The sequence below is a fragment of the Caballeronia zhejiangensis genome (genome assembly GCF_022879815.1).
In the GTDB taxonomy this organism is placed as follows: domain Bacteria; phylum Pseudomonadota; class Gammaproteobacteria; order Burkholderiales; family Burkholderiaceae; genus Caballeronia; species Caballeronia zhejiangensis.
Map to the genome: position 1 here is coordinate 355,170 of NZ_CP084283.1, position 12,776 is coordinate 367,945.

Sequence of the window (12,776 nt, forward strand, 5' to 3'; positions counted from 1 at the left end):
GGAGCATCACGATGACGACTCAACGACTCACGACCGCAGCAGGCGCACCCGTCGGCGACAACCAGAACTCGCAGACCGCAGGTCCGCGCGGCCCGGTCACGCTGCAAGACTTCTGGCTCGTCGAAAAGCTCGCGCACTTCGACCGCGAAGTGATTCCCGAGCGCCGCGTGCACGCGAAGGGCTCGGGCGCTTTCGGCACGTTCCGCGTCACCCACGATATCTCGCGCTACACGAAGGCGAAGCTGTTCGCCGACATCGGCAAGGAAACGCCGATCTTCATGCGCTTTTCCACAGTCGCGGGCGAGCGCGGCGCCGCGGACGCCGAACGCGACGTGCGCGGCTTCTCGATCAAGTTCTACACGGAAGAGGGCAACTGGGACGTCGTCGGCAACAACACGCCGGTGTTTTTCATCCGCGATCCGCTGAAGTTTCCCGACTTCATCCACACGCAAAAGCGCGATCCGTACACGAATATGCGCAGCAATGTCGCGGCGTGGGACTTCTGGTCGCGTCATCCGGAATCGCTGCATCAGGTGACGATTCTCATGAGCGACCGCGGCATCCCGAAGAACTACCGTCAAATGCACGGCTTCGGATCGCACACGTTCTCGTTCATCAATGCCGACGGTGAGCGCTTCTATGTGAAGTTCCATTTCAAGTCGCAGCAGCCGCTCGAGAACTATACCGACGCCGAAGCCGCCGCCGTGATCGCCGCCGATCGCGAGAGCGCGCAGCGCGATCTCGTCGACAACATCGACAAAGGCAATTTCCCGCGCTGGAATTTCCGCATTCAGGTGATGACGGAAGACGAGGCTGCGAAGTCGAAGGTGAATCCGTTCGACATCACGAAAGTGTGGTCGCACAAGGACTATCCGCTGATCGACGTCGGCGTGATCGAGCTGAATCGCAATGCGCAGAACTACTTCGCGGACGTCGAGCAGGCCGCCTTCACGCCGGCGAACGTGGTGCCGGGCATTGGCTTCTCGCCGGACCGGCTGTTGCAGGGGCGTCTGTTCTCCTATGGCGACACGCAGCGCTATCGGCTCGGCGTCAACCATCATCAGATTCCGGTGAATGCGCCGCGTACGTCGGTCGCGAACACGTTTCATCGCGATGGCGCGATGCGGACCGACGGCAACCTCGGCGGCCGCGTGAACTACGAGCCGAACCGTTACGGCGAATTCGCGCAGGACGTGAACGCAAACGAGCCGCCGCAAGCGGGCGGGATGGTGCATCGCTACGACCATCGCGAGGACGACGATTACTACAGCCAGCCGGCAGCGCTTTTCAGACTCTTCGACGAAGCCCAGCGCGAACGCTTCTTCGGCAACATCGCGCGGCACATTCATGGCGTGCCGAACGAGATCGTCGCGCGGCAGATCGGGCATTTCCGCCGTATCGATCCGGCGTATGCGCAAGGCGTGATCGATGCGCTCGCGAAGCTCGGGCAGACGATCGAAGAGCAGGACACCGCAGCCGGCTGACGGCGGCGCTTTCGGAAACACGGGAGAACACATCATGTCTCAGGCGTTGCATCACATCGCACAGGCCGTCGAGCAGATCGACGCAACGAGCGTTCGGGCATCGCGCGGCGTGCGCGTCGCGATCGCGTTCGGGATCGTCGCGGCGGGATACGGGCTGATCGTCGCGGGCGGTGTCGCGGGCGCGTGATAGCGTCGCCGTCAATTAATCGTTCCCCGTTTATACGATAAACTGTCGAACGCTCGAAACGCCGCGCGGCAAGCTCTTGCGCGCGGCGTTCGCACCTTTCGAATCAACTCTCTCTCGGAGTCATCATGGCGAAGAAAGGCATTGCACCCGCCGTCAATATCGGCATCAGCGACAAAGACCGCAAGAAGATCGCCGACGGGCTGTCCCGCCTGCTGGCCGACACGTACACGCTGTATCTGAAGACCCACAACTTTCACTGGAACGTCACGGGTCCGATGTTCAACACGCTGCATCTGATGTTCGAGACCCAGTACAACGAACTGGCGCTCGCCGTCGATTCGATCGCCGAACGCATTCGCGCACTGGGCGTGCACGCGCCGGGCAGCTACAAGGACTTCGCGAAGCTGTCGTCGATTCCGGAAGCGGACGGCGTGCCGGCCGCCGAAGACATGATCCGCCAACTCGTGGAAGGCCAGGAAGCCGTCGTCCGCACCGCGCGCGAGATCTTCCCGGCGACGGAAGCCGCGAACGACGAGCCGACCGCCGACCTGCTCACGCAACGCATGCAGACGCACGAGAAGACCGCGTGGATGCTGCGCGCGATGCTGGCCTGAAGCGCTCGGCCTCGACATGACGAAACCCCGCTTTCACGCGGGGTTTTTGCTTTTCGGGCTGATCTAAAATAGCTCGTCGTGAATTTTCGCTCCCAGGTCCGCCATGTTCGCCCGTTTTCCGCTCTACATGCGCCTCGTGCGCCTCGACAAGCCTATCGGCAGCCTGCTGCTCTTGTGGCCGACGCTCAATGCGTTGTGGATCGCGTCGAGCGGCCATCCGTCGCCGATGCTGCTCGTCATTTTCATCGTCGGCACGATATTGATGCGCTCGGCGGGCTGCGCGATCAACGACTACGCGGATCGCGATTTCGACCGCTACGTGAAGCGCACGGCGGAGCGGCCGATCACATCGGGCAAGATCAAGGCGTGGGAAGCCGTGGCGCTCGCGGCGGCGCTCTCGCTCGTCGCGTTCCTGCTGATCCTGCCGCTCAACACGCTCACGAAGGAACTGTCGGTGTTCGCGCTGTTCGTGGCGGGTTCGTATCCGTTCACCAAGCGTTTCTTCGCGATCCCGCAGGCGTATCTCGGCATCGCGTTCGGCTTCGGCATTCCGATGGCCTTCGCCGCCGTGCAGAACCAGGTGCCGATGCTCGCGTGGATCATGCTCGCGGCGAACGTGTTTTGGTCGGTCGCGTACGACACCGAATACGCGATGGTCGATCGCGACGACGACATCAAGATCGGCATTCGCACGTCCGCGCTCACCTTCGGGCGATACGACGTGCTTGCCGTCATGCTCTGCTACGCGATAACGCTCGCGATTTACGTGGGCATCGGCGTCGCGCTGGGCTTCCGCTGGCCCTACTGGCTCGGCTGGCTCGCAGCGGCGGGCTGCGCGGTTTATCACTACGGGCTGATCCGCAATCGTGAGCGCATGGCGTGCTTCGCCGCGTTCAGGCATAACAACTGGCTCGGCGGGATGTTGTTTGCGGGGATTGCGTTGCAGTATGCACTGTCGAACTGATCCCGTTCGCGTGGATCGGGTGCCGCAACGTGTGCAACGCACGTTGTGAGATCGCGCCGCCCGCTGTTTTATTCCGGCCTGCGAAATGGTCTGAGAACGACAAATTTGTTCACATTGAAGTCTCGCGGTCTTATCTTTTGATAAGTTCGCCAAGTTAGGCAACTAGCTAATCCTTTGGGCGCGTCTGAAAGACGCGTTATACACCGCCCGGCAATTCGATTGCGAATGCGCCGGCCTTCCTTCGACAAGCCAACCGAACGCCGCGGGGTATTTCCGCGCGGCTGCATTCGTTCGTTTGCTTTACTTCCAATGTGTCAGTCATGGGTTTTCTCGCTCGCTTCGATCTAGCCGGACTCGCATCCCGAAACGGAGTCACGCATCTCATCGAGACCGGCTATGGACGAGGCGACTCGTGCCGTGCCGCCTTGGGCGCGGGTTTCGCGAAAGCGCTGTCCTGCGAAATCTTCGAACCGCTCTTCGCCGAAGCGGAACAAAGCGAGCGGCTCAATGTGGTGAACGCGGACAGTCTCACCTTCCTGCGCTCCGATTCGGTGACCGGCGTGCTCGCCGAACAGCGCTGCCTCGTGTTTCTCGACGCACACTATCCGGGCGCGGACCATGGCGGCAAGAGTTACATGAGTCAGGAACACTCTCCGACCGAGCGCCTGCCGTTGCTCGCGGAACTTGAACTCATGCGCGGGCGGGCCAGTGACGCGCTTATCGTGCTGGACGATGTACGCATCTACCGGCGCGAGTTTCAGACAAGCTCCGGGACGCTTCCGGATTGGGCCGAAAACGGCTTCGATCAGGAAGCGGCGTTTCTCGAATTGCTTGCGTCGTTCGACTCCTCGCACACGCTGCACTGGCATTCCGAGGATACGGGCTACGCGGTCCTGTGGCCGCGCGCATGGGGCGAATACGCGCTGAAAAAATGGGTGATGCCCGGCGACCAGACGCAGCCGTTCGCGCTCACCCTAGGCGTTCCCGGCACGACCTGCATCTCGCTCAACCGCCGCTTGCTCGACGCTCGTTTCAGCAATCGCTGGCTCGTGGGCAATGGGCTCGATGTCGGCGGCGGCAATGACAGCATCGCGCTGTATCGATCGTTGTTTCCGCGTATCGACAGGGTGACGGTCTACGAGTGGGAGCAGGGCGACGCGCAATATCTCGAGAACGTTCAGGACGACAGCTTCGATTTCGTCTATTCCGGGCACTGCCTCGAACACATGATCGACCCGCGTGTCGCGATGCGCCACTGGTTGCGCGTGCTCAAGCCGGGCGGCCATCTCGTCATCACCGTGCCGGACGAGGATCTCTACGAGCAGGGCATGTGGCCGTCGACGTTCAACGGCGACCACAAGCACACGTTCACCCTATACAAGCGGGAAAGCTGGTCGCCCGTTTCGATCAACGTTGTGGATTTGCTGCGCAGTTTCGAGCGCGAAGTCAGCATCAAGAAGGTCGAGCTTCTGGATCACAGTTTCCTGCACGGCATGGAGCGCTACGATCAGACGCGCACCGCATTCTCGGAATGCGGCATAGAATTCGTCGTGCAGAAACTTTGAGAGCGCGGCGCCCTCAAGCCCCGCCCAACTCATCCCCCATCTCTCTCGCCCGCGCTTCTGCCGCGAGCGCGCCGCGCACGATCGCATCCTTCACGCCTTGCGCCTCGAACGATGCGAGCGCCGCCGCCGTCGTGCCGCCCTTCGACGTCACGCGCTCGCGCAGCACGCTCGCCGGCTCGCCCGATTGCGCGGCGAGTTGCGCCGCGCCGGTGAAGGTCGCGACCGCGAGCGCGCGCCCTTGCTCCTCATCCAGACCGAGCTGGCGCGCGGCTTCCTGCATCGCTTCGATGAAATAGAACACGTAGGCCGGGCCGCTGCCGGAGATCGCGGTGACGGCGTCGAGCTTCGCTTCGTCGTCGAACCAGACGGCCGTGCCGACCGCTTCCAGCACTTGCGACGCGAGCGCCTTCGCCGCATCGGTGACGCCAGGCAGCGCGGCGAGCCCCGTCACGCCCATGCCGATCAGCGCGGGCGTGTTCGGCATCGTGCGCACGATCTGCGCGTAGCCGTTCAGCCAGCGCGAAAGATCCGTCGCGCGAATGCCGGCCGCGATGCTGATGATCGTCTGCTTCGACAGATGCGGCGCGAGCGCTTCGGCCACGCTCTTGAGCACTTGCGGCTTCACCGCGAGCACGATCGCGTCGTAGCCGGCGAGCGCTTCGTCGACAGCCGCGCCCGTCGCGATGCCGAACTGCTTCGCCGTGCGCGCGCGCGCTTCGTCGTTGATGTCGATGGCATAGATGTCAGCGGGCGCCGTGCCGCGCTTGATGAGACCGCCGATGAGCGCCGCGGCCATGTTGCCGCCGCCGATGAATGCAATTTTCATGGTTGATGGTGAAGTCAGTTGGTGTAATTGCGCGCGCCGAAAATCGCGGTGCCGATGCGGACCATCGTCGCGCCTTCGAGCACGGCCGCTTCGAGATCGGCGGACATGCCCATCGAGAGCGTGTCGAGATCGAGGCCGTCGGCGCGCAGCGCGTTCATCAGTTCGCGCAGGCGCGCGTGCGGTTCGCGTTGCGCGTCGAGTGTTTCGGCGGGTTCGGGAATCGCCATCAGGCCGCGCAGACGCAAGCCCGGCAGGGCGGCGACCGCATGCGCGAGCGCGGCGGCCTCATCCGGTTCGACGCCGCTCTTCGATGCCTCGCCGCTCACGTTCACCTGCACGCATACGTTGAGCGCGGGCGCGCTTGGCGGACGTTGTGCGGAAAGACGTTCGGCGATCTTCAGGCGATCGATGGAATGCACCCAGTCGAACTGCTCGGCGACGACCTTCGTCTTGTTCGATTGCAGCGGCCCGATGAAATGCCATTCGATTTCGCCGCGCAGATCCGCGAGCTCGGCGATCTTCGCGATGCCTTCCTGCACGTAGTTCTCGCCGAACGCGCGCTGGCCGGCTTCGAAGGCGGCGCGCACGTCGTCGGCGGGAAAGGTCTTGGACACGGCGAGCAGCTTGACGGAATCCGCATCGCGCGACGCTTCGTGCGCCGCCTTCGCGATGCGTTGCCGGACTTCTTCGAGATGTTGGGCGATGGACATGCTTGAGGCTCGGGACGGTCGAGCCGCTCATTATACGAAGCGGCCTCAACCGTACAGCAGATGTTCCAGCAGTTGAATCCAGTGCGTGACGGGCGTCGACGTGCCGCTTTGCAGATGCGCGATGCAGCCGACATTCGCCGACACGATCATCTGCGGTTCCAGCTTTTCCAGCCGGTCGAGCTTCTGATTGCGCAGCGTGTACGAGAGCTTCGGCTGCAAGACCGAATACGTGCCAGCCGATCCGCAGCACAGATGGCTGTCCGCAGGCAGGCGCACTTCGAGGCCGAGCGCGGTCAGCAGATGCTCGACGCGTCCGCGAATCTGCTGCCCGTGCTGCAGCGTGCACGGCGGATGAAATGCGACCGTATGCACGCCGCGCCGCCGCGCGAGCGCGACGAGCTCTTCTTCGTACATCGGCAGGATTTCGGCGAGATCGCGCGTGAGATCGACGATCTTTTGCGCCTTCGCCGAGTACGCCGGATCGTTGCGCAGCAGATGCGCGTATTCCTTGACGGTCGCGCCGCAGCCCGACGCGTTCATCACGATCGCCTCGACGCCGTTTTCGACATACGGCCACCATGCGTCGATGTTGTTGCGCACGTCGTCGAGCGCGTCGTCGTTGTAGCCGAGATGCAGGCGGATCGCGCCGCAGCAGCCCGCGCCCGGCGCCGTGACGATCTCGATGCCGAGCGCGTCGAACACGCGCGCCGTCGCCGTGTTGACGTTGGGCATCATCGCCGGCTGGACGCATCCGGCGAGCATCAGCATCTTGCGTTCGTGCTTGTTGGTCGGCGCGGCGAGCGGGCGCTCGGGCAGCGGAATCTTCGCGCGCAGCTTGCGCGGAAGAATGCCGCGGAACTGCTGACCGAGCTTCATCGCGGGCGTGAAGAGCGTGCTGTTCGGCAGGAAGCTTGCGAGCAGACGCCGTTGCAGACGCTGACGCATCGGCCGCTCGACCTTTTCTTCGACGACCTTGCGCCCGATCTCGACGAGCTTGCCGTATTGCACGCCGGACGGACACGTGCTTTCGCAATTGCGGCAGGTGAGGCAGCGGTCCAGATGCAGTTGCGTGCTGCGCGTGACGGGCGCGCCTTCGAACATCTGCTTCATCAGATAGATGCGCCCGCGCGGCCCGTCGAGCTCGTCGCCGAGCAACTGATACGTCGGGCAGGTCGCCGTGCAGAAGCCGCAGTGCACGCACTTGCGCAGAATGGCGTCGGCTTCGTCGCCATCGGCCGTGCCGCGGATGAAATCGGCGAGATTGGTTTGCATCGATGCGCCTAGAAGTCTGGATACAAACGCGCGCGATTGAAGATGCGCGCCGGATCGAACGCAACTTTCAATCCACGGTGAATTTTCATGAGCGGCGCGGGCAGCGGCGTGAAAACGCCTGCATTGCGATCGTAGGCGGAGCCGGCGCGGAAGATCGTCGCGTGGCCGCCCGCCTGTTTCGCGCTGATGCGCACGGTTTGCGGATCGGTGTCGGTGATCCACCAGCGTTGCGCGCCGCCCCATTCCATCAGTTGCGCGCCCGGCAGATGCAGCGGCTCGGCGATCGACGGCAAAGCGAGCCGCCACAGCGCCGAACGCGGTTCGATGACAGCGAAGAACGGATCGGTCTGTTCGCGCATGCCGATCCAGAATCGGTCGGCTTCGACCGCATCGACGACCTCGCCGCCGAGCGTGTTGCGCGCGGTTTTCACGGCGGCTTCGGCGCCCGCGAGACGCAGCGCGAGCGTGCCGTCGCGCCACGCGCTGCCGCAGATCGGCAGCGGATGCCCGCCCCATTCGTTGAGCTTGCGCACGCCGTCTGTCGCGTGCATGTCGAATTTCAGCGTGGCTTCGGCGACGGGGCGCGGCAGCACCTTGATCGACAGTTCGAGAATCAGGCCAAGCGTGCCGAGCGATCCGGCGAGCAGGCGCGACACGTCATAGCCCGCGACATTCTTCACGACTTGCCCGCCGAAGTGCAGCACTTGTCCGTGGCCGTTCATGACGACCGCGCCGAGGACGAAGTCGCGCGGCGCGCCGGTCCATGCGCGTCGCGGGCCCGCAAGCCCCGCGGCGATGCAGCCGCCGAGCGTCGCGTTGCGCCCGAAATGCGGCGGCTCGAACGGCAGCATCTGATTGTGCTCACGCAGCGCGGCTTCGATTTCGGCGAGCGGCGTGCCGCTTCGAGCGGTGATGACGAGCTCCGCCGGATCGTACGCGATGATGCCGCGATACGCCCGCGTGTCGAGGATCTCTCCCTGGAGCGTCTGACCGTACCAGTCCTTCGTGCCGCCGCCGCGAATACGCAGCAGCGTGCCGGTTTCTGTGGCCCGGGCGATCCTCTCCGACCAGCCGGCGACGACGTCGTCCTGTTCCATGGGTGTTCCGCTCTCGAATTCTGGTTTTCTATGGCAGTCCGGTCGATTGTACCGGCCGCTTAACGGCGCCACACGCGGGGAAACGTGGATAGCGGAACGCGTTCTCCCGGCTAGAAGCGCGGCAACTCGGGGTGCGGCAACAGGCCGCCGCGCACGTGCATCTTGCCGTATTCGGCGCAGCGCGCGCGCGTCGGAATGCCCTTGTCGGGGTTGAGCAGACCCGGCGGATCGAACGCGCGCTTCACGGCGAAGAACGCGTCGCGCTCTTCGGGCGAGAATTGCACGCACATCGAATTGATCTTCTCGATGCCGACGCCATGCTCGCCCGTCACCGTGCCGCCGAGTTCGACGCACGCCTCCAGGATGTCGCAGCCGAACGCTTCCGCGCGATGCCACTCGTCGAGATCGTTGCCGTTGAAGAGAATCAGCGGATGCATGTTGCCGTCGCCCGCATGGAACACGTTGATGCAACGCAGCGCGTACTTCTTCTCCATCTCTTCGATGCGCGCGAGCAGCGGCCCGATCGCGCGGCGCGGCACGGTGCCGTCCATGCAGTAATAGTCCGGCGAGATGCGGCCCGCCGCCGGAAACGCGTTCTTGCGGCCCGACCAGAACTTGAGGCGCTCGGCTTCTGAACGCGAGATCTGGATGCGCGATGCGCCGTGTTCGCGCAGCACCGCCGTCATGCGGACGATTTCCTCGGCGACTTCATCGTGCGTGCCGTCGGATTCGCATAGCAGGATCGCGGCGGCGTCGAGATCGTAGCCCGCGTTGACGAATTCCTCGACGGCGCGCGTCGCGGGCTTGTCCATCATTTCGAGTCCGGCCGGGATGATGCCCGCCGCGATGATCGCGGCAACCGCGTTGCCGCCTTTCACGACATCGTCGAAGCTCGCCATGATGACTTGCGCGGTCTGCGGCTTCGGAATCAGCTTGACGGTGATCTCCGTGACGATCGCGAACATGCCTTCACTGCCGATCATCACCGCGAGCAGATCGAGGCCGGGCGCATCGGGGCCGAGCGAGCCGAATTCGATGACATCGCCGTCCATCGTCACCGCGCGCACGCGCAGGACGTTGTGAACCGTGAGCCCGTATTTCAGGCAGTGCACGCCGCCCGAGTTTTCGGAGACGTTGCCGCCGATCGTGCACGCAATCTGCGACGACGGATCGGGCGCGTAGTAGAGGCCGAACGGCGCGGCGGCTTCCGAAATGGCGAGATTGCGGACGCCCGGTTGCACGGTCGCCGTGCGCGCGTACGGATCGACCTCGATGATCTTCCGGAAGCGCGCGAGCGACAGCACGATGCCGTGGCGGATCGGCATCGCGCCGCCGGAGAGGCCGGTGCCCGCGCCGCGCGGAACGATCGGCACGGCGAGACGCGCGCAGATCTGCACGACGCGCTGCACCTGCGCTTCAGTTTCAGGCAGCGCGACGGCGAGCGGCAAACGCCGATACGCGGCGAGGCCGTCGCATTCGTACGCGGCCGTGTCTTCCTCGCGAAAGAGCAGACAGTGCGTCGGCAGCACGGCCATCAGCGCCTGCACGACTTCACGCTGACGCGCGGCGAGCTGATCTTCGGTCAGCGCGGGCGCGTCTTCGTGCGGCAGATTCGGCGACATCTGCTCGGCTTTGAGCTCGTCGGGTGCGTTCACGTCTCCTCCTTGTTCGATGACCGCGCGGTCGGCGCCGCGTCTTCATGCGTGCATCTTGCGCGACTTCGTCAGCCTTCGAAAGCGAAGATTTTCCCCGGATTCATCAGATTCTTCGGATCGAGCGCCTGCTTGATGGCACGCATCGTGTCGACGGCGTCCTCGCCGTGTTCGTCGATCAGAAAGCCCATCTTGTGCAGCCCGACGCCGTGTTCGCCGGTGCAGGTGCCGCCCATCCTCAGCGCGCGTCCGACGATGAGCCGATTGATGCGCTCGGCTTCTTCGAGCTCTTCGGGCTTGGCCGGATCGAGCAGCATCGCGACGTGGAAATTGCCGTCGCCCACATGCCCGACGATCGGACTCGGCAAGTACGAGCCTTGCAGGTCCTTCTCCGTTTCCTCGACGCATTCGGCGAGGCGCGAGATCGGCACGCAGACGTCGGTCGTGACGGCGCGGCAGCCGGGCTTCAGTTGCAGCATCGCGAAGTAGGCGGAATGGCGCGCGTTCCAGAGACGGCTGCGATCTTCGGGGCGCGTCGCCCACTCGAAGTCCTCGCCTTTGTTTTCCGCGACGATGTCCTGCACCGTCTGCGCCTGTTCCGCGACGCCGGATTCGGTGCCGTGGAATTCGAAGAACAGCATCGGCGATTCGCGCAGCGTCAGATTCGAATGCTTGTTGATGGCGCGCACGGCGAGCTTGTCGACGAATTCGACGCGCGCGATCGGCACGCCCATCTGAATGGTTTCGATGACGGCGCGCACGGCGTCGCCCATCGACGGAAACGCGCACACGGCCGCCGAAATCGCTTCGGGTTGCGGATAGAGGCGCACGGTGATTTCGGTGATGACGCCGAGCGTGCCTTCCGAGCCGACGAAAAGACGCGTGAGGTCATAGCCCGCCGACGATTTGCGCGCGCGCGTGCCGGTTTTGATGACGCGGCCATCGGCGAGGACGACGGTGAGCGCGAGGACGTTCTCGCGCATCGAGCCGTAGCGCACGGCGTTGGTGCCGGAGGCGCGCGTCGCGGACATGCCGCCGATGCTCGCGTCCGCGCCCGGATCGATCGGAAAGAAGAGGCCGGTGTCTTTGAGCGCTTCGTTCAGTTGCTTGCGCGAGATGCCGGGCTGCACGGTGACGGTGAGGTCTTCGGCGTTGATCGAGACGACCTGGTTCATCTCCGACAAATCGATGGAGACGCCGCCTTGCACCGCGAGGAGATGGCCTTCGAGCGACGAGCCGTTGCCGTAGGGGATGATCGGGACGTCGTGTTCGGCGCAGAGCTTGACGATGGCTTGCACTTCGTCGGTGCTGCGCGCGAAGACGACGGCATCGGGAAGTTGCGGATCGAACGGCGATTCGTCGCGGCCGTGGTGTTCGCGCACTGCTTGCGCAGTGGAGACGCGGTCGGCGAATTGCTGCTTCAGGGCATCGAGAAGCGCGGCGGGGAAGGGGCGTTTCTGAAGCGCCTGATGTTCGGTCGGGTGATTCACGTGCGTGTCTCCGGGCGGTGCGGCTTTGGTTTCTGTTCTGGGCGTGGCTTTCTATCTCATTTTACGCCGTCGAGGAGCCGGTCGGCGCCGCGGGCTTCGCGCGGAGGCGCGTGCCTATAATGGGTCGGGGTTTTTGTCCGCTTTTCAGGAGTCGATGATGGGTCACCGCTTGAGCAAGATCGCCACGCGCACCGGCGATGATGGAACGACGGGTCTTGGCGATGGAAGCCGCGTTTCCAAGGACGATGCGAGGATTGCTGCAATCGGGGACGTGGATGAGTTGAATTCGTGTATCGGCGTCCTTCTGTGTGAGCCGATGCCTTCAGATGTGCGCGATGCTTTAACTCGGATCCAGAACGATTTGTTTGACTTGGGCGGGGAGTTGTCGATTCCGGGGCATTCGATGATTCAGGAATCGCATCTCGCTCAATTAGACGCGTGGCTGGAGGAGTACAACGCGACATTGCCGCCGCTCAAGGAATTTATTTTGCCGGGTGGGTCAAGGGCGGCGGCGCTGGCGCATGTCGCGCGCACTGTCTGCCGTCGGGCAGAGAGGGCTATTGTCGCGTTGGGGCGCATTGAAACTGCTGGGGTTAATGAGGCGCCGCGGAGGTATGTGAATCGACTATCCGATCTTTTATTTGTTCTGGCGCGAGTACTTAATCGCGCGGATGGCGGCGAGGACATCCTCTGGATTCACATCAAATCACCTATGTGAAGGCGGCCATATTGGCATATACGTCACGCCGTGTTGCTTATTGAAGCCTTTTGTAGTTTTCCAAAGAGAATAACCATGATTCTCCACGCTGAGCCCTTTTGCGTTCAGTTTAGACGTCGATTCAGTATTCTCTGAAATTATTTCCTGTGCGATTTTGTCGCCACTCCGACTAGAAAATCGGAGTACTCTGTGGTCAT

The 12,776-nt window shown here is 63.5% G+C and carries 12 protein-coding genes; 6 read left to right on the forward strand and 6 right to left on the reverse strand.

Annotation, left to right across the window (positions count from 1 at the left end; genetic code table 11):
* Nucleotides 1-11: 11 nt before the first annotated feature.
* The 5 genes from LDZ23_RS01740 (at nt 12) to LDZ23_RS01760 (ending at nt 4,814) form a co-directional block, all read left to right on the forward strand.
* A complete protein-coding gene (locus LDZ23_RS01740) occupies nt 12-1,484 on the forward strand; it encodes a catalase (protein WP_244807686.1) in 1,473 nt (490 codons plus the stop codon).
* Nucleotides 1,485-1,518: 34 nt separating this feature from the next.
* A complete protein-coding gene (locus LDZ23_RS01745) occupies nt 1,519-1,671 on the forward strand; it encodes a hypothetical protein (RefSeq protein ID WP_160172877.1) in 153 nt (50 codons plus the stop codon).
* A gap of 125 nt (nt 1,672-1,796) precedes the next feature.
* Entirely contained in the window at nt 1,797-2,285 is a 489-nt protein-coding gene (locus tag LDZ23_RS01750; RefSeq protein WP_008351500.1) for a Dps family protein, read from the forward strand.
* Between the two features lie 103 nt (nt 2,286-2,388).
* The gene (gene ubiA, locus LDZ23_RS01755; RefSeq protein WP_008351498.1) at nt 2,389-3,249 is read left to right on the forward strand and encodes a 4-hydroxybenzoate octaprenyltransferase; all 861 of its coding nucleotides are present in this window, start codon (nt 2,389-2,391) and stop codon (nt 3,247-3,249) included.
* Nucleotides 3,250-3,569: 320 nt separating this feature from the next.
* Nucleotides 3,570-4,814 carry a methyltransferase domain-containing protein gene (locus tag LDZ23_RS01760; protein WP_244807687.1) on the forward strand — a complete coding sequence of 415 codons (1,245 nt, stop codon included), beginning with the start codon at nt 3,570-3,572 and terminating at the stop codon, nt 4,812-4,814.
* Between the two features lie 13 nt (nt 4,815-4,827).
* Here the strand turns inward: LDZ23_RS01760 and proC are convergent, their stop codons facing one another.
* The 6 genes from proC to LDZ23_RS01790 form a co-directional block, all read right to left on the reverse strand.
* Nucleotides 4,828-5,640, reverse strand: coding sequence for a pyrroline-5-carboxylate reductase (proC, locus tag LDZ23_RS01765; protein WP_244807688.1), 813 nt, complete (start codon nt 5,638-5,640; stop codon nt 4,828-4,830).
* 14 nt (nt 5,641-5,654) lie between these two features.
* Nucleotides 5,655-6,350: a YggS family pyridoxal phosphate-dependent enzyme gene (locus LDZ23_RS01770; protein ID WP_034470643.1), complete on the reverse strand. Its 696-nt coding sequence runs from the start codon at nt 6,348-6,350 to the stop codon at nt 5,655-5,657.
* Between the two features lie 45 nt (nt 6,351-6,395).
* The gene (glcF, locus tag LDZ23_RS01775) at nt 6,396-7,622 is read right to left on the reverse strand and encodes a glycolate oxidase subunit GlcF (RefSeq protein WP_008351491.1); all 1,227 of its coding nucleotides are present in this window, start codon (nt 7,620-7,622) and stop codon (nt 6,396-6,398) included.
* An 8-nt stretch (nt 7,623-7,630) separates the two neighbouring features.
* A complete protein-coding gene (glcE, locus tag LDZ23_RS01780) occupies nt 7,631-8,719 on the reverse strand; it encodes a glycolate oxidase subunit GlcE (RefSeq protein ID WP_008351489.1) in 1,089 nt (362 codons plus the stop codon).
* A 110-nt stretch (nt 8,720-8,829) separates the two neighbouring features.
* Complete coding sequence (locus LDZ23_RS01785; RefSeq protein ID WP_033536577.1) at nt 8,830-10,341, reverse strand: FAD-linked oxidase C-terminal domain-containing protein; 1,512 nt, start codon at nt 10,339-10,341, stop codon at nt 8,830-8,832.
* Between the two features lie 101 nt (nt 10,342-10,442).
* Nucleotides 10,443-11,861: an FAD-binding oxidoreductase gene (locus tag LDZ23_RS01790; RefSeq protein WP_034470645.1), complete on the reverse strand. Its 1,419-nt coding sequence runs from the start codon at nt 11,859-11,861 to the stop codon at nt 10,443-10,445.
* 157 nt (nt 11,862-12,018) lie between these two features.
* Between LDZ23_RS01790 and LDZ23_RS01795 the strand changes: the two genes are divergently transcribed.
* On the forward strand, nt 12,019-12,579 hold the full coding sequence (locus LDZ23_RS01795) for a cob(I)yrinic acid a,c-diamide adenosyltransferase (RefSeq protein WP_244808095.1): 561 nt from the start codon (nt 12,019-12,021) through the stop codon (nt 12,577-12,579).
* Nucleotides 12,580-12,776: the final 197 nt, after the last annotated feature.